The sequence below is a fragment of the Methylomicrobium lacus genome (genome assembly GCF_041897535.1).
In the GTDB taxonomy this organism is placed as follows: domain Bacteria; phylum Pseudomonadota; class Gammaproteobacteria; order Methylococcales; family Methylomonadaceae; genus Methylomicrobium; species Methylomicrobium lacus_A.
Genome location: NZ_CP169217.1, coordinates 2,782,178 through 2,804,680 on the forward strand (window position 1 = coordinate 2,782,178; position 22,503 = coordinate 2,804,680).

Consider the following 22,503-nt stretch of genomic DNA (forward strand, 5'->3'; position numbering starts at 1 on the left):
GACCAGAATTTAATCTTGATCCAGCTCCAGTTCTTCTTCGCTGGGCAAACTGATCGGCGGCTCAAATAACCGGTAGAGAACGGGCACCAGTAAAATGGTCATGACCGTGGCGCTGAAAAGCCCCCACACGATCACAGTCGCCAAAGGCCGCTGGACATCCGAACCCAGACCAGTCGCCAACGATGCCGGCACCAATCCCAGAATCGCGACCAGCGAGGCAATCAAAATCGGCCGGACACAGCGCACCGAACCCTGCACGATCGCGGCTTCCAGCGCGGTTCCGTTCATCCGCAATTCGGTGATCGTGCGCACGATCAGCACACCGTTCATGATCGAAACGCCGAAGACCGCCGCGAAGCCGACGCCGGAAGACACATTCATGTGCATGTCGCGCAGATAGAGCGCCACCACCCCGCCGACAAACGCGAAAGGAATCGCGAACAGCAGAATCAACGCCGCGCGCAGCGAGCCGAAAGTCGCCAACAACAGCAAGAAAATTACGCCGATGCTCATCGGTACCAGAATGGCGAAATGCTGCCCGGCGCGCTCCAGATTTTCAAACATGCCTAGCCAGGCCACCCGGTAACCGGCCGGCACCGTGATTTCCTTTTCGAAAAGACGTTGCGCCTCTTCGGCGAAACCGCCCTGATCGCGATTCACGATGTCGGTACGCACGGTCAGCCGGCGACGCCCGTCGCCGCGGGCAATGATCGTCTGCCCGTCGACGATGTCGATATGGGCGACCTGCGCCAAAGGAATCGGTATGCCTTCCGCGTTGTAAACGGGCAATCGCCCGATCGCGGCAGGCGAACTTAAATATTCCTTCGCGAAGCGAGCGACGATGTCGATGCGGCGTTCCCCCTCGAACAAATGTCCGATCGGCGAGCCGCCGATCGCGACGTCGATCAACTGATTGACCTCCTCAACGTTGATGTTGTAGCGCGCACAAAGAAAACGATCCGGTTTGATCACCAGTTGCGGCTGTGGCCCTTCCTGTTCGATGCTGACGTCCTCCGCACCCTGTACTTTCGTCAGCAGTTCCTTTGTCTTCTGCCCCAGACGCAGCAATACCTCCGAATCGGCGCCCGAAAACTCCACGGCCAAATTCGCGGAGGTGCCGTTTGCATCCTCGGTCACGCTATCGATGATCGGCTGGGTAAAGTTGAAGCGAGTGGTCGGAAACTCTTCGCGAAAGCGGGCTCCCAACGCGGCGAGCAGTTCCTGCTTGCGGGAAAATTGCGTCCATTGATCGCGAGGCTTGGGACTGATCAGCATTTCGATCCGGCTGGGCGGGAAAGGGTCGGTGCCGCTATCGCTGCGTCCCGCCTGCACCACGATGAAATCGATGTCGGGAAATTCCAGCGCAATTTGCCGAAGACGCTGGCCGAATTTGGAGGTTTGCTCCAAAGCCGTGCCTTCCGGAAAATTCGCGCGTACCCACGCGACGCCTTCGTCCATGTAAGGCAAAAACTCGGTGCCGAGGCGCGGCACGATCGACAGCAGGCTGGCGACCAGCAGCGCAACTGAGAACATGACCGTACGCCAGCGATGGCGCATCAAGGTTTCGAGCAAGACGGAGTAGCGCGGGTAAAGCCACTTCAAAACCGGGTTTTCCCAATCCTTGTAGCCATGCCGATATAAAATGCTGGCCAAGGCCGGCACCACGAAAATGGCAAACAGCATCGCGCCGAACAAGGCAAACAATATCGTCAACGCCATCGGTCGAAACAGCAAACCTTCGATATGCGTCAGCGTCAGCAGCGGCAAAAAGGCGCCGACGATCATCAAGATCGAGAAAAAGACCGGACGCTCGACCTCCAATGAAGCCTCCAACACCGTTTTGGCGGCGCCGGTCTGGCTTTTTTGTTGCGACGCCTGATCCAGGCGATGGGCAATGTTTTCGGCCATGATCACCGCGCCGTCCACGATGATGCCGAAATCGATCGCGCCGATCGACAGCAAGCCGATCGGAATCCCGATCGCGTTCATCAGCACCAGCGCAAACAACAGCGAAAATGGGATCGTCAAGGCGACCATCAAAGCCAATGAAGGACGCCCCAAAAAGAACAGCAACACCAGCGTCACCAGCGAAATACCGAGCAATACGCTGTGACTGACCGTATGCAGCGTGTTGTCGACCAGCATCGAACGGTCATAAAAAGGCTCGACACGCACACCCTGGGGCAAATCGACCTTGTTCAGCTCGGCGATAACGTCCTTGACGTTATCCAGAACGCCCGAAGGATTTTCGCTTCGGCGCATCAGCACGATGCCTTCGATCGTCGCATCGTTACGATCCTTGCTTAAAATACCGGAAGGCACTTTCGAATCGATTTCGACATCCGCGACATCGCGCACATAGATCGGCGTGCCACCGTGCGATTTGATGAAGATGTTGCCGATTTCCTCGACGCTTTGTAGCGCCCCGCGTCCCCGGATCACAAAGGACATGCTGCCTCGTGACAGCACGCTGCCGCCAGCGCTTTCGTTGTTGGTCCGGATCGCATCCACTACATCATTCAGCGACAAGCCGAAGCGCTGTAATTGCGCCGGATTCATCAGCACCGCGTATTGCTTTTCATCGCCGCCGAAATTACTCACGTCGGCAACGCCGGAGGCGCGCAACAAATGCGGTATCACGACCCAATCGTTGATCGAGCGCAGTTCGATCAAATCGTAGCGGCCGTCCGAGACCAGCTCATAGCGCAGGATTTCCCCATAAGCGGTCGCCAAGGGCCCCAATTCGGCCGATGCGCCGTCGGGCAAATCAAGGCCGGTCAGCTTCTCCTGTACTCGCTGCCTCGCCCAGTAGCCCTCGACGCCTTCTTCAAAGATCAGCTGCACGACCGAGAGGCCGAAGATGGTCCGCGAACGTATCGTGTCGACCCGCGGCACGTTGCGCATCTGAATCTCGATCGGCACCGTGACCTGGCGCTCGACTTCTTCGGGCGCCCGTCCCGGATAGGTCGTGATCACCTGCACCATCTGCGCGGAAATATCCGGATAGGCATCGATCTGCATCCGTGAAAACGACCACAGCCCCAGCAGTGTGATGATCACCGCGATGCCCAGCACGATCAAACGATGGTGCATCGCATTATTCAAGAGTTGCGGGATCATTTCGCAACGCCCTCGGGTTGCATCTCCTTGACCACCTCTTCATTCAGCAGCGCCTGCACCAGCATCGGCTTCAACAGGATCGCGCCATTGCCGATGATCTTTTCGCCGCCTTGCAGGCCTTGCAGAATTTCGACCCGATCGCCGATGCTTTCACCGACCTGCACTTCGGTAATATGCCATAATCCCGGACCGTCGCCGATAAACACAAAATCGGCATTCCTGCTGTGCAAGACCGCATCCGACGGCACCAGGATCGCCATCCTGGGATCGGTGCCGAGACCGATTTCGGCATACATTCCCGGTTTGAATTTGTTATTCACATCCGGCAACTCAAAGAAGACCCGCAGGGTATGCTGCTCAGCCGACAAGGACGGCGCCAGACTCTTGACCTTGCCGATAAAGGTTTGTCCCGGCAAGCCATAAAATTTGGTCACGCAGGACTGCCCGACCGAGACCAGGCTGATTTTTAATTCGGGTACGTCCGCCTTGATCAGGGAAGTACCGGATGTCGCATTTTCCAGCAACGCAGGATCGACGCCATCCTGTAACAAGGTTCTTTCCAGCGCGGCGCGATTGCGCGTCGCGACCGTCAAGGCCGTTTCGGCCTCATACACCGCTTTCTGACCTTCAAGCTGGACTTGCAAAAGGTTCGCTTCCGCGGCGGTTAGATCTCTGATCGCTTCGGTCCCGGTTGCAACCAGCTTGCGCAGCCGATCAACCACCAGTTTTTGCGATTGCGTCTGCGAGGCGGTCAACTCGCGAATCTTGGCCAGGCGCTTGACGTTAAATTCTTTTTCCGCTCGCGCCCGCTGCCAGTCGGCATACACTCCGGAAAGCTCGATGCTGTTGAACTGCCAACGGTCTTCGCTCGGATTGGAACCCGGCGCCAAATGCGCTACGACCGATCCTGTCGCCAGCAATAGCGGCGTGGTGATTTGCTCTTTCGGGACGATCGAAATATCCAGCTTTTGCTCAAGCAGGCTGCCCGCTTTTACGCGGACCGTCCTTGGCCCGATCAGTTTTACGACCTCCGTATTATCAACGGTGTTTTGCTGAGCCTGGCCGGGCTGCCATGAAACCAACACGAACAAAATCACGGCGGCAACAACGACGCAGCCGACATGAAAACGCATATTCCTGCCGGAAAATGAAAATAAATGATGATTCATCGCAAGACTTCTTTGCCGATAGCCGCATTGAGTTGATACAGGGAATGCCAGTAATTGGAGCGGCTGGTGATGTGCAAACGGTAGGTTTCAAGGTAGATTCGCTGCGCATCCAGTACCTCGATCAGCGTTTTGCCGCCCAATTCATAGGCCTGATTGATTTTGTCGCGCACGTTTTTCGCGGCTTCCAATTGGCCGGGATCGTCATTGACCAGGATCTGATGCGCGGAAGCAAAGGCATTGACCCCCTGATCGATTTCGCTGCGCAGCGCGGTCAATTGCGCCTGCAGATTCGCCCGGGACTGAACCAACACCGATTTTGCCTTCGCGATATTGCCCTGATTGCGGTCGAAAAGCGGCACGACAATATCGACACCGGCGCCCCAGGAATTTGCATCGGGATAACCGATCGCCTGTTCTTGAAACTGCCGGGTATAACCGATTTTCGGCACGACTTGCGGATAGGCTTTACTTTCCTCGAGCGCAATATCGGCATTCGCCTTGGCGAGTTGTCTTTGCAATGACAAAAGATCCGGCCGGTTTTCCTCGGCCAGTTTGAATGCGGTGTCGATCGGCAGCGGCTCTGCCGGCGCTGCGATCTCCAGTGAACCCTTCACTTTAATCGGCACATTTTCAACGATTCCGAGCAAAGAACGCAGCTGATTGATCGCGACATTCAACTCGAGCTCGCGCGCATGCACATCACGGTGGCTGCTGAAAATGGACAAGCGGATCCTGTCCGCCTCGATCGTGCCGACGCCGCCGAGCGCCACGCGATTCAGAATGATCTGTTCTAACTTGGTCAGATTGGCATTATTTTCCTGCGCCAGTTCCAACATCGCCTGGGCTTCCAGCACCGAATAAAAGGCGGCGATCGCGGACGCTATTCTGAGTCTGATCGTATTCGCGAAATCGGCAGTGGCCACATCGACCCCGTGCTGACCGGAAACGATCGCAGCGGCGCGTTTGCCGAATAAAAACCAATCGATCGGCATCGAAATCCCCGCATCGAATTGCGGCGGGCCGCCTTGCCGGTTCACGGTAAAGGTTCGATCCAATGGGATCAACGAACCGCTGACCGAAACATCCGGGTTTGGCAGAAGTCCAGCCGTTATCAAATCGGCTTCGGCTTGCGTGATGTTTTCAAAGGCGGACTGAATGACCGGATCGGATTTTAAGGCGGTCTGGATGACCTGATTTAAATTGAATTCCCTGCCCTGCGTTGTGGGTGAAGGCGGCTTTTTCTCTTCGGCCGAAGCCGTTTCTGCTTGCAGTTCTGGTTCCGGCTCCGGATCGGGCGCCGCATCACGATCGGACTCTTTAAAATCCTGCATGTAGGCAGGCGGCAGGATGGGCTGATAAGATTGAGGCGCACATCCGTTTAGCAGGGTCAAAACCGTTATTACAGATAAGCGTCCTTTGCCATGTGAAGGCATGCGAGTGATCTTGCGCATGTTTTAATTACACCTCGTCAACGTACCGAAAATAATCAAACATCGACCAGCATCCACAAATCTTGCGAAAGGTGTAATAGAAAAACGCGGCATTCAGACAGTCCGGTTAAAATTTGCGCGCTCTTGTCGATTCGCCATTATAACGCAGCACCCTGCCATTAGGCTGCATAACTGTTGACAACATTTCCCCGTCCTGTAGCTTTTCGGCAAGGCGACCTCGCCGCGAGAGTGTGATCTGTAGTCTTGTACGATCCTAATGGAAGGGAGATGGACTTATTTGCACGGCAAGAGGCATCGATAATTGCTTAGCGAACTATCAGTCGGCTCTGGGAAAACGCAGTGATTGAAAGAAACCGAAGTTTTCATCACCCAGGAGGAGTTTCATTATGAGCCGGTTAGGCAAAGCCGCCTAACCGGTAGGGATCAAAGAACAGAACATGCCTTGGTAAGCCTGCATCGACACGATCGCCGATGCGTTGTCGGAGCATTGGCCGGAACCGCCCTTAAGGAGGGATATGGGGGTATTTATCACCGAGCCTCATGATCAAGTCGCCTCTCCCCTCGACGACCGGGGAGAGAAGGCTTGCCGTTTTAGCGCAGCGGGATATTGCCGCACTGGATCTTGCGCACCACGGTCGCCAGCCAATCGATCTCGGCATAGGTGTTGTAGAACGCCAGGGAAGGTCTGACCGTGCTTTCGAGCCCGAACCGGCGCAGGATAGGCTGCGCGCAGTGGTGGCCGGAACGCACCGCGATGCCTTCCTTGTTCAGCGCGGCGCCGATGTCGGCGGTATTCAGTCCCTTCAATACGAACGACAACACGCTGGTTTTGTCGCGCGCGGTGCCGATCAGACGCAGGCCCGGAATCCTTGAGAGCGCGTCGGTCGCGTAAGCCAACAGTTCATGCTCGTAACGGGCGATGTTTTCGATGCCGACTCTTTCGACATACTCCAGCGCGGCGCCGAGGCCGACCGCATCGGCGATGTTGCCGGTGCCGGCCTCGAAGCGCGCGGGCGCAGGCTGGTACACGGTCTTCTCGAAGGTTACGTCCTCGATCATGTTGCCGCCGCCCTGCCAGGGCGGCATCGCTTCGAGCACTTCCGGCTTGCCGTACACCGCGCCGATGCCGGTCGGACCGTAGATCTTGTGGCCGGAGAACACCAGCCAATCGCAGTCGAGCTTCTGCACGTCGACCTTGATGTGCGAGATCGACTGCGCGGCGTCGAGCAGGACTTTCGCGCCGGCGCGATGCGCCAGTTCGATGATCTCCTGGGCCGGCGTGATCGTGCCGAGCGCGTTCGAGACCTGCGTGAAGGCGACCAGTTTGGTCTTGCCGCTCAGCAATTTCTGGTATTCGGACAGCAGGATCTGCCCCGAGTCATCGACCGGAATCACTCTCAGCACCGCGCCCTTTTCCGCGCACAACTGCTGCCACGGCACGATGTTCGCGTGATGTTCGAGCCAGCTGACGATGATCTCGTCACCCGGACCGATATTCGCGCGGCCCCAGCTTTGCGCGACCAGGTTGATCGCCTCGGTCGAACCGCGCACGAACACGACGTCGTTCGGTGAATCCGCGCCGATGAAGCGCGCGACGATTTCGCGCGCGTTTTCGTAGGCATCGGTCGAACGCGCGGCCAGCTCATGCGCGGCGCGGTGGATGTTCGAGTTTTCGTGCTGATAGAAATGACTCAGCCGGTCGATCACCACTTGCGGCTTCTGCGTGGTCGCCGCATTGTCGAGCCACACCAAGGGACGCCCGTTGACCTTTTCGCTCAGGATCGGAAAATCCCGGCGCACCGCCTGCACGTCGAACGGCGGATGCGCGGAACCGAGGCTCGGCGCCGCCGCGTTGCGGGCAACACTAGACGCTTCTTCGAGAAAATAAAACGAAGAACCGGAGGACAGACCGGGAGCGCCGATCTTCGGCGACGCCAGACTTTTCAGTTCGCCGACGCCCGGCAGGCCGAAACTTTCCGGCTTGACGCCGAATGACGACGCATCGCCGATCAGGCCGGACAGTCCATGCGTCGCCGACGCATGCGGAACCGCATCCAGCCCTTCCGCATTCGCAAATTGCTGAAAATAATACGGAGAACCCAACGCCGCAGGTTCTACGGATCGGCTCGGAGTCGCCAGTTCATGCAAACCGCTTTCGTGCGGCACGCTGAACGACGGCGGTACCTTCGCGTGCCCCGAAGACGGGGAAATATCGGTGATAGCCTCGGTGACGGGTTGCCCTGCCGCAGGCTGGGCGGAGTCGAAGCCCCCGGTCGGCTGGGCCGAGTAAAACTCGTTCGCCCAGCGGGTCAGTTGCTCGATGTCCGGCAAGGGCTGCGCGTTGGTCAACCCCTCCAGATCACTTCTTGTAGTCATACGCGTAGTCATAATAGTTGTCCACTTCGACGTTTTCGAGCAAGCCGAGCGCGTCGTCGGTCAAGACCGCCAGCGAGCAGTACAACGACACCAGATAAGAAGCGATCGCCTTATGGTTGATGCCCATGAAACGCACCGACAGGCCCATGCTCAGTTCGTCGGTCAGATTCGGCTGATACAGGCCGACCACGCCCTGACGGCTTTCGCCGGTGCGTAAGAGCAGGATGTTGGTCTTGCCGTTGGTGATCCGGAGTTTGTCGGTCGGGATCAACGGCAGGCCGCGCCAGGTCAAAAACTGCGAGCCGAACAGCGAAATGGTCGGCGGCGGGGTGCCGCGGCGGGTCGCTTCCCGGCCGAAGGCCGCGATCGCGCGCGGATGCGCAAGGAAGAAGCCGGGCTCTTTCCAGACCTTCGCGATCAGCTCGTCCAGATCGTCCGGGGTCGGCGAGCCATGGCGGGTCTTGATCTTCATCGAGTCGGCGACATTGTTCAGCAAGCCGTATTCGGCGTTGTTGATCAACTCGCTTTCCTGACGCTCCTTGACCGTTTCGATGGTCAGGCGCAACTGTTCGCGGATCTGGTTATGCGGGCTGCTGTACAAATCGGCGATACGGGTATGCACGTCCAGCACGGTATTGACCGCGTTCAAGCGGTATTCCCGGCCCCACTCTTCGTAATCGACGAAGGTTTGCGGCAATACTTTTTCATCGAGGCTGGAGCAGTCGACCGCGAGATCGGCCTCATTCTTGACTTTGTTGACCCGGTAAATACCCGCCTCGACCGGCACCCATTGCAACAGGTGGACCAGCCAGCGCGGCGTAATGGCTCCCATCATCGGGACGGTTTTGGTTGCATTCGAAAGCGTACGGGCGGCGACGTCTCCTAATGCGGTATGGGCGTCATGTATATCGGTCATCGGATGTTTTCCTCTTGGTTATCAATAAATCAGTGATTTACAGGCGATTCGCTGTAAACCGGGGGCTCTTTTTTAGTTAAAATTTCACTGTGGTGCGCGCGCGATTGGGTCACGATGCTGCCGGGCGCGACGCTCTCGGTCAGCCAGACATTGCCGCCGATCGTCGACCCCTGGCCTATCGTGACGCGGCCCAGGATCGTCGCGCCGGCATAAATCACCACATCATCCTCGACGATCGGGTGGCGGGGGTAGCCTTTGGTCAGCACGCCGTCCGCGTCTTTCGCAAAACGCTTCGCGCCCAGGGTCACGGCCTGATACAGGCGCACATGGCGGCCGATCACCGCGGTTTCGCCGATCACGACGCCGGTGCCGTGATCGATGAAAAAACTTTCGCCGATCTGGGCGCCCGGATGGATGTCGATGCCGGTCGCGGAATGCGCGATCTCGGTGATCATCCGCGCGGTCAGCCGAACGCCGAGGCCGAACAGCACGTGCGCGATGCGCTGATGGATGATCGCGGTCACGCCCGGGTAGCAGACCAGCACCTCGTCGATGCTGCCGGCGGCCGGGTCCCCCTCATAGGCGGCCTGAATATCGCTGTCGATCAGCCGGCGCAGCGCCGGAATCGTGACCGCGAACGCCCGGGTGATCGCCGACGCGTGCAGCAGGATCTCCTCCGCGTCGGCATCGTCCGCGGCCATGAAACACAGCTCGCGGCGGATCTGTCTTTGCAACTCCCTGAGCGTCACGTCCAGGGTGTGGCCGACATAACTGTCGATGCCTTCGTCGGTCAGGTCGGGCAGGCCCAGCCGGTTCGGAAACATCGCCGCGCTGAGCCCGTCGATGATCGTGATCAGTACCTTGCGCGACGGCAGCTTCGGCGGCTTGTTCAGCCGCGCGCGGCTTTCGAGCGAGCGCAAACGCAAGGCGCGCAGTTCGGCGACGAGGCCTTCGATTTCCAGACGGTTTCCGTTCACGTTGATTTCTCCGATGTTTTTTGTCTCGAATGGTTAACAAAAATCGCGCCGATTTGTCGCCCCGGCGCCGAACCATCGCAAAATTTTGGGCAAAAAAAAGCCAGTGCTCCCTCACGGGAGTCACTGGCTTCCGGTTGTCCGGTCAGCGTGAACTGAATGTGATGGTTAAAGTACTCTAATCGGCTTTGTGCTGTCAAGCCGACCCGATGCTATCGGCAAAGCGCGACGAACTATGCCGTCGGGTGTTTCCGCTCCGCCGTCGCCAGCAACTCGTCGATGAAAAACCGGCAGAACTCCGGCAGATACAGCTGCTTCAAATAAGCGAAGCGGGTCACCGAAGGCGGAATCAGGTGGCCCAGATCGCGCGCGATCAGGTCGTCATCGGCCTGCGGCTCGAACGCGGTAGCGGCGATGATGCCGACGCCGAGGCCGATCCGCACATAGGTCTTGATGATGTCCGAATCGGCGGCTTCGAGCGCGATGTCCAGCGAGGTATGACTGCTGGTCAAGGCTTTTTCGATGCTGGAACGGCCGGTGTAGCCCTTGCTGTAAGTCAAGATCGGGAAATCGGCCAGTCGCTCCAGCGTAATCTCGCCCTCGGCCAAGGGATGGCCCTTCGGCACGACCGCGACATGATGCCATTCGTAGCACGGCTTGATGATCAGCTTGTCGTCCTCTTCATTCAGCTTTTCGGTACAGATCGCGATGTCGGCCTGATGATGATGCAGCAGGTCGATCAGATTGGTCGGCGACGACTGCACGATGTAGATTTTGATGTTCGGGTATTTCTCGCGGAATTTGCGGATCGGCTCCGGCAAAAAATACTTGGCCTGGGTGTGCGTGGTCGCGACATGCAATTCGCCGCCCCGGTTGTGCAAAAAATCTTCCGCGATCGCCTGGATGTTGCGTTTGGACAGGTTGATCAGCGTGACTTCTTCCATGATGCGTTCGCCGAGCGGCGTCAGGCCGACCAGTTTCTTGCCCTGACGCTCGAACACCGGCGCGCCGAGCTCGGCTTCCAGCAATTGCAGTTGGCGGCTGACCGCCGACTGCACGACGAACATTTTCTCCGCCGCTTTCGACAGGTTGAAATTGGTCTCCTGCAAGACGCGGAGGAGTTCGAGTTGATTTAGATTCATGCCTTCCTTAACGTTAATTCAGCGATAGATTTTTTTCAATTGAACCAGTGCGCCTGCCTGATCCGGAGCGCCACCCGGTCGCCCTTCGCGAGCCGCAAGGCTTTAAAGCGTTCGTTCGGCAATTGCGCATACACGGTTGCGGTCGACTTGCCTTGTCCCCGCGCCTCCCTGGACAATTCGACCCGGATCGCCGAGCCCAGATGCTGCCAGTCTTTCAGGGTGAAAGGCGATGAGGATGCATCGGCATTTTTTTCGATGTCGATGTCGTGCGGACGCACATGCGCGGTCAATGCCTCGGGATGCTCCAGGATGATGCCGGCGTGTTGCAGCCAGATTTTATCCTCTTTTTCGAGATCGAACACATTGGTCTGACCGATGAACTGCGATACGAAGGCATTGGCCGGATGATCGTAAATCTCGCTCGGCGCGCCTTGCTGCTCGATGCGGCCGTGATTCAGCACCACCACCTGGCTCGCGACCTCCATCGCTTCTTCCTGATCGTGGGTCACGAAGATGCTGGTCACGTTCAGTTCATGATGCAGGTTTCTGAGCCATTGGCGCAAGTCCTTGCGCACGCTCGCATCGAGCGCGCCGAACGGCTCGTCGAGCAGCAGCACCGAAGGCTCGACCGCCAACGCGCGCGCCAGCGCGATCCGTTGGCGCTGGCCGCCGGAAAGCTGGTCCGGGTAGCGGTCGTGCAGCCAGTCCAACTGCACCAATTGCAATAGCTCGTGCACTTTCTTGCGGATCATCGCCTCGCCGGGACGTTCCTTGCGCGATTTGACGCGAAGGCCGAAGGCGATGTTGTCGAACACGGTCATGTGCCGGAACAGGGCATAGTGCTGAAACACGAAGCCGATGCCGCGATGGCTGGCATGCTGTTCGGTCTTGTCCTCGCCGCTCAGCAGCACGCGCCCGGAATCCGGCTGCTCCAGGCCGGCGATGATGCGCAGCAAGGTCGTCTTGCCGCAGCCGGACGGGCCCAAGAGGGCGACCAGTTCGCCTTCCGGAATCTCCAGATTGATATGGTCGAGCGCGGAAAAGTCGCCGAAGTTTTTACTGATGTTCGAAAGTAGGATGCTCATAATGCCAGTTCAGGGTGCAAGGTTCAGGAAATCGAGATCCAATCTCAGCGCTTCTTCCATTCCAAAAGGCTCTTCAGGACCAGCGTCACGATCGCAAGTCCGGCCAGGATCGAGGCGCTCGCGAAGGCGCCGACGAAGTTGTATTCGTTGTAACTGACTTCGACATGCAGCGGCAGCGTATTGGTCAGGCCGCGGATATGGCCGGAGACGACCGAAACCGCGCCGAACTCGCCCATCGCCCGCGCATTGCACAGCAAGACGCCGTACAAAAGCCCCCATTTGATATTCGGCAAGGTGATCAGGAAAAAGGTCTTCCAGCCGCTGGCGCCCAAGGACAATGCGGCTTCTTCCTCTTCGCTGCCCATCTCCTGCATCAGCGGAATCAATTCGCGCGCGACGAAGGGGAAGGTGATGAACAGCGTCGCCAGCACGATGCCCGGCACCGCGAAGATGACCTTCAGATCGTGTTCGCCGAGCCATGCGCCGAACCAGCCCTGCGCGCCGAACAACAGCACGAAGATCAATCCGGAAATGACCGGAGACACCGAAAACGGCAGATCGATCAGGGTCGTTAACAGGCTCTTGCCCGGAAATTCGAAGCGGGTGATCGCCCAGGCGGCGGCCACGCCGAAGACGGTGTTCAAAGGCACCGTGACCAGGGCGGTGATCAAGGTCAGCTCGATCGCCGCTTGCGCATCCGGCTGCGTCAGCTCGGACCAGTAGGCATCCCAGCCTTTCGCAAAGGCCTCGAAGAGCACGACCGCCAGCGGCAGGCATAAAAACAGAAAGATGAATCCGACCGACACCGCGACCAGGCTCCATTGGACCCAGGGTGCATCGCCGAGGGCAATATGGCGGCGCGGGGCTTGATCGATCGTTTCGGCAACAGTTATCGCATTCATCGGCCTAGACTCCTAGAGTTGTCCCGAGCGCTTCCGCACCCAGTATTGCAGTAAGTTGATCACCAGCAGCAGCAAGAACGAAATGACCAGCAAGGTCAGCGCAATCGCGGTCGCGCCGGCGTATTCGTATTGTTCCAGCTTGGTGATGATCATCAACGGCACGATTTCGGAGACATAGGGCAGATTGCCGGCAATGAAGATCACCGAGCCGTATTCACCGATGCCGCGCGCGAACGCCAAGGCGAAACCGGTCAGCAAGGCCGGAAACACATTCGGAAAGATCACCTTCAAAAATACCTGCAGGCGGGTCGCTCCCAAGGTCGATGCGGCCTCCTCCATGGTCGTGTCGAATTCCTGCAGCACCGGCTGCACGGTCCTGACCACGAACGGCAGCGCGATGAAAATCAACGCGATCACGATCCCGGTCGGATTGTAGGCGACCTTGAGGCCGAACGCCTCCGCGATGAATTTGCCGAGAAATCCGCCGGGCTGGTAGATCGTCGCCAACACGATGCCGGCCACCGCGGTCGGCAGCGCGAACGGCAGATCGATCAGCGCGTCGAGCACGCGCTTGCCGGGAAACGGATAGCGGACGAAGGTCCAGGCGATGATGAAGCCGAAAACGCTCGCGATTGCCGCGGCGATCAGGGAGGTTGCGAAACTGACCCGGAACGAAGCCAGCACCCGCTTGTTCAGGATGATGTCAAGGTATTCGTCCCAGCTCAGGAAAAGGCTTTTGAAGACCAGCGTGCTGAGCGGAATGAGCACGACGAGTCCCAAATAAAACAGGGTAAAGCCGAGGGCCGGACGAAAACCCGGCAGGATATGACTTTGTCTCATGAATTTTACGCTTTGGTGGTGGTGAGCATAAATGGGTATTCCGCTTGCCACGCCCCGCGTGGAAACCGTAATGGGAAACCGAGTGGGTCCGGTTAATACAGCACTTCCCGACACTCCCGGCTTCTGCTAAAAAAAGCGCTGAATGCTTTCATCCCGAAACATTCAGCGTAAACCACGAGAGACATTTCATCGTGGGTTTTACCTGATCGATGACTCCGCACCGATTGTTGAGGAGGCCCTTTAATGCCGGAATCCCTATTTTTCAAAGAGCTCCGACGCGTACCGCAGGTGCGCAGATTGCCTTGTCTAGCCATTTCAAGGCAGTCTGCGATCCAGGGTTTACTGTTCGTAGATCTGATCGAAGATGCCGTTATCGTCGAAATGGGTTTCCTGCACATCGTCCCAACTGCCGAATACGTCGTTCACCTTGAACAGATCCAGTTTCGGGAAGCGCGCGATGTCGGCAGGATCGGCATATTTGGGCTCGCTGGGGCGGTAAAAATGCTTGGCCGCCAATTTTTGCCCGGTCGGCGAATAGAGGAATTGCAGATAGGCTTCCGCCAGATCGCGTGTCTTGTGTTTATCGACGATGCCGTCGACGATCGTGGCCGGCGTTTCGGCCAGGATGCTGCTCGGCGGCACCACGATGTCGACCTTGCCTTCGCCCAGTTCCTTGATCGCGAGATACGCCTCGTTTTCCCAGGTCAGCAGCACGTCGCCGATTTCGCGTTGCAGGAAGGTCGTGGTCGCGCCTCTCGCGCCCGAATCGAGTACCGGCACGTTTTTATACAGCTTCTTCACGAAGTCCTTGGCGGCGTCCTTGCTGCCGTATTTCTTTTCGGCGAACGCCCAGGCCGCCAGATAGTTGTAGCGCGCGCCGCCCGAGGTTTTCGGGTTCGGGGTCACGACCGAGACGCCGTCCTTGACCAGGTCGTCCCAATTCTTGATGCCTTTCGGATTGCCCTTGCGCACCAGAAAAACGATCGTCGAGGTATAAGGGATATTTTTGTTCGGCAGGCGCGATTGCCAATCTTTCGGTAACAGTTTCGTTCTTCTGGCGATGTTGTCGATGTCGTAGGTGATCGCCAGGGTCAAGACGTCGGCTTCCAGGCCGTCGATCACCGCACGGGCCTGCTTGCCCGCGCCGCCGTGCGATTGCTTGATGTCGACCGTTTCGCCGGTCTTTTCCCGCCAATACTTCACGAATTCCTGGTTGAAGTCCTGATACAACTCGCGGGTCGGGTCGTAGGAGACGTTCAGCAAGGTGCGGTTCGCGAAAGCGGCGCCGCTGAGCAGCAACGCCGCCGCCAAGAGGCCTGTTTTCAATACGGTTTTGGTTTTCATCTGTTCACTCGCAGTTAAGGAATAAAAAATCGTTGTCGCTATCTTAGGCTTTGCGGCTCTCAATCAAAAACGATATATTCTGAGTTATTTATCTGTTTTTTAGATAACCGATTGATCATTTGAACGCATTCAGCGTAAGTTCCAGATAGAAAAAGTCGCTATCATCGGCAAAAGCGCCCGCAGCACCGCCATTCGACGCCACCATCCTGTTGCGCACAAAATCGCCGGTCGTGAAATGCGAATAGCCGACGGTGGTTTTGACATGGGCAAACGGTTCGTAGCGCGCCCGGATATCGAACGAGTTGCCGACATAGTCGCCGCTATTACCGGTTCTATCGCGATTGAAATTGTTAGAATCCGGAATACTGAACAGGTTGTTCATCCTGTCCTTGTCGCTGGCGAGCCAATACATGCCGAAACCCGTGTCGATACTCAGCTTTTTGGTAGGCTGAAACTCCAGCCTGATTTTAGGGGCGCTGATGTTTTCCATGACGATGTAGTCATCCGCGCTCCAGGGCCTTGCGAAACCGAAGAAGCGCTCGAAGCGGTTGTTCTTGTTGTCGTTCGGATTTTTGTCGCCGCTGGCGTAACCATACTGCGCGCTGATTCTGGGCTTCCAGGGATGATCGAAGGTATAGCCGGCCTCAAAGGTAAAGCCGAAAGCATCCTGTTGCAGCGCTTTTCCGGAGTTTCTGTCATTGCTGCGGCCAAATTGATACATCGCATCCATATCCCAGTTAAAACCGGTGCCGGGGATGAAGCCATAAGCGCGCAAAGCGGGCGCGATGATGTCCCGATTGTCCTTATCGCCAGCGTAACCGGTGTCTTCTTTTCTTAATCCCAGGTAGTAAGGCTCCAACGTGACCCACTTGCTCCATTTGCGCCAGTGCCCGATCGCTCCGTAAAACCATTGTTGTTCGATTGGCTTGTCGGTGTTGTACTTGAGACGATCCAGGGGTTGCAGCGCCAGCCCATCAATGCTCCAGTCGTTTTTGTCCTGGCCCAATGCGACCTGAAAGCCCTGGAAGGTGTTGGTGGTGTTGCGCCATTCGTTGCTGGCGATCAAGCGGCGATCGAGAAATTCGAAATTGAAGCGCCCCGCCTTGATGCTTAACGGCCGGTTATTGCCCAGATCATCCTTACCCAGCGCATCCTTGAAAAACAATTCGCCGTAAGCGGTGATGAACTCGAATTCGTTCACATCACGGTTATCCGGGGCAAAGCGGCTGTTGTAGCGCCGGGAGTCCTGGATTTCGACCGCGAAACGGAACGGGTCCAGGATTTCCTTCAATCCCAGATAGGCGCGCGTTTTCAGCAACACCGGCTCGTCGACGCCGCCCGCGTAAGAGCGTGTTGCCGCCGGCCCCGCATTCGGCAGGGGATTGCTGCGGCGGATATCGTCGTCGCGATGTTCGTAGCGCGTCCTTTGCTCGAAACCGACATCCAGCCAGGTAATGTCCCGAACCGCATCGATGCCGGTCTTGCTCAAATTGACGGTATAGGGCGGCGGCGTTGAAAGCCGCTTGGTGCCGTAGGTTCCTGGCTCCTTATAATAGCCATCCCTTTGGGCCGCTTCCGCGGCAATTTCCTGCTGGACTTCTTTTTTTCTGGCCTCGATTTTCGCTTTCATCTCGGCATCAGACTCGCCCGCTGCGAAGGCAAGCGGCGAGCCGGCAATGCCGATCAAGCCGTTGACGGCTGTCGCTAACAATAGGTGTTTAGTTTTCATAGTTCACTCGCGGTACAGCTTTCTCCGGTCGTCCGGTCACACGCTGCCAAAAAAATTTGCTGCCAATCCTCGGTGTTCCGCTGGATTTCGGTAGGCCTATTTGGAGGAATGCTCCAGCCTTAACTTTTCTTTGCGTTCGATCTGCACGACCTTGCTGTCGTGCACGACGATTTCGATAGAGCCAAAACGGATGCCTTCCAGCATCTGGCTAATCTGATGCGCGATTTCAAGGTGTTGAGGTTTGTTGTGACTGTTTTCAACGTGATTGGCCATGCCTGTACTCCATGCAGAAAGTCGTGTTGGAGAGAATTTTAAATAGGTGATTGAATTTAAAAAAACGATATTATTAGATTTCCATATCTGTTTTTCAGAAGCTTAAGCCAAAGGCTCTGTCAGAAAAACGCTATCGCCATGGCTAAAAGCGCGCGCAACGATCTCGCTAAAACCGGCAAACCGCATCTTTCAGGATCGGAAAAAGTTTTTGTTGCGGCTGGCGCAACCGTGATACATTAAAACGACTAACTGCATTAGTTAGAATCAATGTCGCCAACCACCGTCGTCGGCAATACGCCATCATTCACTCGAGGTTAGTCATGAGCCAAATTCCAGGACCAGAGGAAATTTTTGGAAGCCAGGGTATCACTCAGGAAGATCAGAATTATCAAGGTTCCCGTTTCAGCGACGTCAACGCCGCACTGTTCGCCAACCCCTATCAAAAAATCTGGGGCGGGCCGAACGAGCCGCCGTTGCCCTACTATAAAACCACCAACAAGAGCACCTATGCCGGTATCCTGCCGGGCGGCCGGCCGCCGCAATTCGCCCTGGCCGCGATCCGGGCCCTGGATTCCTCGGCGGATCTGCGCTGGGGAGAGGACGGCCGCGGCTTTCGACGCTTACTGCGTCCGAACGGCGTTTGCGCGCTCGGCACCTGGCAGATCAGCGAAGACAATCCCTATACCGGTTATTTCCAAAATGGCAGCCAGGGTTTGGCGATCGCCCGGATCAGCGCCGGCGTGACGAAAACGCCCTGGGGGATCAGGCGCAGCTATGGCCTGTTTTTGAAGATTTTCCCGACCATCGACGAAAACCATCAGGAAGTGCTGCCGACGGCCAATGTGATTCTCGCTGACGATTTGGGCGGCACCACGGCGTCCCGAATCACCGGCGCGGCACTGACCAATGCGCCGCATGTGACCGTCTGGAATCGGGGCAACGAACTGCCGACCCTGGCGCAAGAAGGCGTGTTATTCAAGTTTCTTGACCTGAAGCCCTCGGTCCGCCAGGTCTATCCGATCGCCGAACTCGGCAAACCGGCCGGCGTCGCGACCCGTGCGCCGGAATTCATGCGCTTGCAAATGGCCCCGGGCCATCCGGCATCCGAAGAGGGCGATGTGCGCGATGAAGTGATGAGTTATATCTTCGACAAGGGCAACCCGGTTCCCCAGCGCACGCTGAGCTTTGATATCTCGGTCTCCGATCACGGCAAACGCGCCTTGCTGCCGAAAGGCGAAAGACAAACGATCACCGACTGGCAAACCATCGGCAAAGTCAATTTCAACAATGCGGTGGTCTCGTATAACGGCGATTTCGTGATCAATTTCCGGCATCCCACGTGGCGAAAAGACCGAAACGATCCTGACAGCGCCTTGCGGCAAGGCGGCAAAAGGGTGAAGTGGTGGTGAGCCTTGTAAAGCGGCAATGGAAGCCTGACGAGAAACATTAACACTCAAGCTTCCAGCTGCTTGCTGGCTGTCCCTCCCAATTTTCGATAGCCGAGACTGACAAGGTCGGAATGCCCTGTCGGCTGTCGGGCGGCTAGGCACAATACTAAGCCGCCCTAATCCTCGTGATGGCTCGCGCATCTCCCAAAAAAGCCATTGCCTAATCGCCCATGTTTTATCCGCGTTCACATGGTGTTAATATAATCCTGTCAGACTTGTTCCAGCTTTTCTTGATTCTTCAGGGTATTACTTTTAACTCTTCATGTGGTTTGGAAATATCATGAAAAAATTTAATTCGATCAGAGGTTTCTTTTTCGGATTAGCTATCACGCTGGCGCTCGCCGGCTGCGCGGGCAGCAAGCGGCACGAAAGCACGGGCGAATATTTCGACGACGTGCTGTTGACCACCAAGGTCAAGACCTCGATTCTTGGCGATGCCAGAACCAAGTTTCTGCAGATCCATGTCGAAACCTTCAAGGGTGTCGTCCAGTTGAGCGGTTTTGTCGACTCCCAGGATGCCGCGGATCGGGCCGTGCATCTGGCGCGCACGATCAAGGGCGTCAGGCAGGTCAACAACAGTTTGATCGTCAAGTAATCCGGGCAGTTACCGGCTGTTCACGTTATTGCGTTTTGTTTTTATGTCTTATGGAAATATCATGAAAAAATTCACTTCATTCCTGCGTTTTTTATTGGGGCTGCTGATCATTGCCTCGCTGGCCGGCTCTCTGACCGGCTGTGCAAGCAGCAAGAAATCGGAAAGTACCGGCGAATATCTCGATGATTCGGTGCTGACCACCAAGGTCAAGGCGTCGATTCTCGGCGATTCCAAACTCAAGGTCATGCAGATCGATGTCGAAACCTTCAAGGGCATCGTCCAGTTGAGCGGCTTTGTCGATTCCCAGGAAGCCGCCGATCGCGCCGTACGCCTGGCGCGCACGGTCAGAGGCGTCAAACAGGTCAATAATAGCTTGATCGTGAAGTAAAACAGGCAGGAAAACGCGGCGATGCAGGGAGGCAATCGCCGCGCCTCATTCAGTAAAGGGGGAAAGCCCCGTGTGTTAAGGCATCAGGCGCTGAGCGCTGCCTGATTTACGCCGTTTCCTTGGTCTTCAGCATCGCGGTCAGGTTGCGTAGCGCCTGTCCGCGATGGCTCAAGGCATTCTTGACTTCCGGCGCCAACTCCGCCGAAGCGCACTGGTGCGTCGGCACCCAGAATACCGGGTCATAACCGAAGCCGTTGCTGCCGGCCGGCCGGGTCAAAATCCTGCCTTCCCAAACGCCCTGTGCGATGATCGGTGTCGGATCGGCGCCATGCCGCATGAACGCCAGCACGCAGATGAAGCGCGCGCTGCGCTGCGCTTCCGGCACGCCCTCGAGTTCTCGCAGCAATTTTTGCAGATTGTCCAGGTCGCTGCCGCCGGGTCCCGCGTAGCGCGCGGAATACACGCCGGGCGCGCCGTCCAGCGCATCGACGACCAGCCCTGAATCGTCCGCAATCGCGGGCAGGCCGCTAAGCTTTGCCGCATGGCGGGCCTTGATGATCGCGTTTTCGACGAAGGTGGTGCCGGTTTCTTCCGCGTCGCTTATCGAAAAGTCGGATTGCGGCACGATCGGGTGTTCGGCCAGCAGCGCCTGAATCTCGCGGATTTTTCCCGGATTGCCGCTGGCCAGCACGATTTTTTGGTGTGTTGTGATCTTCAGCATTTTTCCAACGCTTCCCGCTGCTTTTCGATCAATTGCTTGATGCCGAGCCCGGCCAGATCGAGCATCGCGTCGAGTTCGTCCTTTCTGAATGCATGTCCTTCGGCGGTGCCTTGGACTTCGATAAACGCGGCCGCGTCGTTCATCACCACATTCATGTCGGTTTCGGCGTTGCTGTCTTCGTTATAGTCCAGATCCAGCACCGGCACGCCGTTGTAAATGCCGACCGAGACCGAGGCGACCTGGCCGTGCAAGGGATTGGTCTTGATCTGCTTCTTCTTGAGCATCTTTTTGACCGCCAGCGACAAGGCGACGAAGCCGCCGGTGATCGCCGCGGTGCGGGTGCCGCCGTCGGCCTGCAACACGTCGCAGTCGATCGTGATCGTGTTTTCGCCAAGCGCCTTCAGATCGACCGCGGCGCGCAGCGAGCGGCCGATCAGGCGTTGAATCTCCATCGTGCGTCCGCCCTGTTTGCCGGAGCTGGCTTCGCGCCCCATCCGGCTGTGCGTGGAGCGAGGCAGCATGCCGTATTCGGCGGTGATCCAGCCTTCGCCCTTGCCCTTGAGAAAGCGCGGCACCTGGCTGTCGACGCTGGCGGTGCAGAGCACGCGGGTATCGCCGAACTCGACCAGTACGGAGCCTTCCGCATGTTTGGTATAGCCGCAGGTGAATTTGATTTCTCTCAGTTGATCGGGTTGTCTTCCGCTCGGTCTCATGTGTGTGGTGCCAAAATTAAAATCGCCACAGTATACCCGAACTACATGGACTCGGAGCCCCAAAATATCAATATATTGATATTTAAAGCCATCGCATTTTATTGGATTAGCTGATGATTTATTCGGTCCGCAAGGCTTCCAGCGGCTCGAGCCGCGCCGCCTTGATCGCCGGTGCGACGCCGGCGGCGATGCCGATCAAGACCGACACCGCAAAGGCGGAGAGGATGTAGCTCCAGGCCAGTTCGACCGGCAGTGCGGGCAACGCATAGCCGATCGTCTGAATCGCGAGGATGCCGATCAAGACGCCGGCCAGGCCGCCGGCCACGCTCAACGCGAGCGCCTCGCCGAGAAACAGGCGGAAAATGACCCGGCGTTCCGCGCCGACCGCGCGCAACAGGCCGATTTCGGAGATCCGTTCGGAGACTGCGATCGTCATGATGGTCAAAATGCCGACCGAGCCGACCAGCAAGGAGATGCCGCCCAGCGCGGCGACGCCCAAGGTCAGGATATTCAAGACCGAGTCCATCGTTTCGAGCATCTGGTTCTGGGTGATGATCGTGAAATCCTCGAATCCGTGCCGGGCGATCAGCAGCCGCTTGACCGCGTTTTGCACGGCGGCGGCCGACACCGTGGGCTTATACAGCACGTTGATTTCGACCAAGCTTTCGCGGTCGAACAGTTCCAGCGCCTTCGCGGCCGGAATATACAGCGTGTCGTCCATGTCGAAGCCGACCATCTGGCCTTTTTTTTCCATCACGCCGATCACGAGGTAGCGGTCGGTGCCGATCCGGATGCGCTGGCCCAAGGGATTTGCCGTGCCGAACAATTCCGCCGCCATCTTGTGCCCCAGCACGGCGAATGCGCGCGGATTGCCTGCCTCGGCGGGCAGGAAGCGGCCGACCGCCGTGTTGACGCGCCAGACCTCCGGCACCGCGCTGCCCACCCCCAACACATTGGTGCGCCTCTGTTTGACGCCGGCCTCGACGCGCACGTTGCCCTGCACGACCGGCACGACCGCGAGCACCGACGGCAGCCTGCCCAGCGCGGCCGCATCGTCGATAGTCAAGGGCCGCACCGTACTGATCGTTGCGCCGGAGAGGCCGAAGGTGGTTTTCTTGCCCGGATTGACCGACAACAGATGCGTGCCGAACTGGGTGAACTCGGCCAGCACGAAGGTATGGATGCCGCGCCCGATCGAGGTCAGGATCACCACCGCGGCGATGCCGATCACGAGCCCCAACGCGGTCAATGACGAACGCAGTTTGTGGCTGATGATCGAGCGGTAGGAAAAATGCAATAGATCCAGGATTTGCATGG

Annotated in this window: 19 protein-coding genes; 3 read left to right on the top strand and 16 right to left on the bottom strand. The window is 57.5% G+C overall.

What is annotated here, in order from left to right:
- Positions 1-9: 9 nt before the first annotated feature.
- The 13 genes from ACEPPP_RS12250 to ACEPPP_RS12310 all read right to left on the bottom strand — a co-directional run bounded on the left by ACEPPP_RS12250 (position 10) and on the right by ACEPPP_RS12310 (position 17,321).
- A complete protein-coding gene (locus ACEPPP_RS12250; protein ID WP_374087076.1) occupies positions 10-3,120 on the bottom strand; it encodes an efflux RND transporter permease subunit in 3,111 nt (1,036 codons plus the stop codon).
- Positions 3,117-4,289, bottom strand: a complete 1,173-nt coding sequence (locus ACEPPP_RS12255; protein WP_374087077.1) for an efflux RND transporter periplasmic adaptor subunit — start codon at positions 4,287-4,289, stop codon at positions 3,117-3,119. The genes ACEPPP_RS12250 and ACEPPP_RS12255 overlap by 4 nt, the downstream gene beginning before the upstream one ends.
- Positions 4,286-5,620: a TolC family protein gene (locus ACEPPP_RS12260; RefSeq protein WP_374087079.1), complete on the bottom strand. Its 1,335-nt coding sequence runs from the start codon at positions 5,618-5,620 to the stop codon at positions 4,286-4,288. The genes ACEPPP_RS12255 and ACEPPP_RS12260 overlap by 4 nt, the downstream gene beginning before the upstream one ends.
- Before the next feature lie 711 nt (positions 5,621-6,331).
- Complete coding sequence (locus ACEPPP_RS12265) at positions 6,332-8,116, bottom strand: family 2A encapsulin nanocompartment cargo protein cysteine desulfurase (protein WP_374087081.1); 1,785 nt, start codon at positions 8,114-8,116, stop codon at positions 6,332-6,334.
- Positions 8,100-9,032, bottom strand: coding sequence for a family 2A encapsulin nanocompartment shell protein (locus ACEPPP_RS12270; protein ID WP_374087082.1), 933 nt, complete (start codon positions 9,030-9,032; stop codon positions 8,100-8,102). Before ACEPPP_RS12270 ends, ACEPPP_RS12265 begins: the two co-directional genes overlap by 17 nt.
- A 29-nt stretch (positions 9,033-9,061) precedes the next feature.
- The gene (epsC, locus tag ACEPPP_RS12275; RefSeq protein WP_374090921.1) at positions 9,062-10,015 is read right to left on the bottom strand and encodes a serine O-acetyltransferase EpsC; all 954 of its coding nucleotides are present in this window, start codon (positions 10,013-10,015) and stop codon (positions 9,062-9,064) included.
- Positions 10,016-10,239: 224 nt separating this feature from the next.
- Complete coding sequence (locus tag ACEPPP_RS12280) at positions 10,240-11,148, bottom strand: LysR substrate-binding domain-containing protein (protein ID WP_374087084.1); 909 nt, start codon at positions 11,146-11,148, stop codon at positions 10,240-10,242.
- 35 nt (positions 11,149-11,183) lie between these two features.
- Positions 11,184-12,233: a sulfate/molybdate ABC transporter ATP-binding protein gene (locus ACEPPP_RS12285; protein ID WP_374087086.1), complete on the bottom strand. Its 1,050-nt coding sequence runs from the start codon at positions 12,231-12,233 to the stop codon at positions 11,184-11,186.
- 44 nt (positions 12,234-12,277) lie between these two features.
- Positions 12,278-13,135 carry a sulfate ABC transporter permease subunit CysW gene (cysW, locus tag ACEPPP_RS12290; RefSeq protein ID WP_374087088.1) on the bottom strand — a complete coding sequence of 286 codons (858 nt, stop codon included), beginning with the start codon at positions 13,133-13,135 and terminating at the stop codon, positions 12,278-12,280.
- A gap of 12 nt (positions 13,136-13,147) precedes the next feature.
- Positions 13,148-13,975 carry a sulfate ABC transporter permease subunit CysT gene (gene cysT / locus ACEPPP_RS12295; protein WP_374087090.1) on the bottom strand — a complete coding sequence of 276 codons (828 nt, stop codon included), beginning with the start codon at positions 13,973-13,975 and terminating at the stop codon, positions 13,148-13,150.
- A gap of 339 nt (positions 13,976-14,314) precedes the next feature.
- A complete protein-coding gene (locus ACEPPP_RS12300) occupies positions 14,315-15,319 on the bottom strand; it encodes a sulfate ABC transporter substrate-binding protein (protein WP_374087092.1) in 1,005 nt (334 codons plus the stop codon).
- A 115-nt stretch (positions 15,320-15,434) separates the two neighbouring features.
- Positions 15,435-17,048: an alginate export family protein gene (locus tag ACEPPP_RS12305; RefSeq protein WP_374087096.1), complete on the bottom strand. Its 1,614-nt coding sequence runs from the start codon at positions 17,046-17,048 to the stop codon at positions 15,435-15,437.
- Positions 17,049-17,144: 96 nt separating this feature from the next.
- A complete protein-coding gene (locus tag ACEPPP_RS12310) occupies positions 17,145-17,321 on the bottom strand; it encodes a YezD family protein (protein ID WP_084480156.1) in 177 nt (58 codons plus the stop codon).
- A gap of 320 nt (positions 17,322-17,641) precedes the next feature.
- On the opposite strand from ACEPPP_RS12310, the gene ACEPPP_RS12315 reads away from it, so the two are divergent.
- From ACEPPP_RS12315 to ACEPPP_RS12325, 3 genes are all read left to right on the top strand, one after another.
- Positions 17,642-18,730 (top strand): hypothetical protein, encoded by a 1,089-nt coding sequence (locus ACEPPP_RS12315; RefSeq protein WP_374087099.1) that lies wholly within the window; start codon positions 17,642-17,644, stop codon positions 18,728-18,730.
- 319 nt (positions 18,731-19,049) lie between these two features.
- Positions 19,050-19,364 (top strand): BON domain-containing protein, encoded by a 315-nt coding sequence (locus ACEPPP_RS12320; RefSeq protein WP_374087101.1) that lies wholly within the window; start codon positions 19,050-19,052, stop codon positions 19,362-19,364.
- 61 nt (positions 19,365-19,425) lie between these two features.
- A complete protein-coding gene (locus tag ACEPPP_RS12325; protein ID WP_374087103.1) occupies positions 19,426-19,752 on the top strand; it encodes a BON domain-containing protein in 327 nt (108 codons plus the stop codon).
- A 106-nt stretch (positions 19,753-19,858) separates the two neighbouring features.
- Here ACEPPP_RS12325 and rdgB read toward each other — a convergent pair whose 3' ends face one another.
- The 3 genes from rdgB to ACEPPP_RS12340 all read right to left on the bottom strand — a co-directional run bounded on the left by rdgB (position 19,859) and on the right by ACEPPP_RS12340 (position 22,501).
- Positions 19,859-20,473: an RdgB/HAM1 family non-canonical purine NTP pyrophosphatase gene (rdgB, locus tag ACEPPP_RS12330; protein ID WP_374087105.1), complete on the bottom strand. Its 615-nt coding sequence runs from the start codon at positions 20,471-20,473 to the stop codon at positions 19,859-19,861.
- Positions 20,467-21,186 (bottom strand): ribonuclease PH, encoded by a 720-nt coding sequence (gene rph, locus ACEPPP_RS12335; RefSeq protein ID WP_374087109.1) that lies wholly within the window; start codon positions 21,184-21,186, stop codon positions 20,467-20,469. The genes rdgB and rph overlap by 7 nt, the downstream gene beginning before the upstream one ends.
- A 118-nt stretch (positions 21,187-21,304) precedes the next feature.
- Positions 21,305-22,501 (bottom strand): ABC transporter permease, encoded by a 1,197-nt coding sequence (locus tag ACEPPP_RS12340; protein WP_374087111.1) that lies wholly within the window; start codon positions 22,499-22,501, stop codon positions 21,305-21,307.
- Positions 22,502-22,503: the final 2 nt, after the last annotated feature.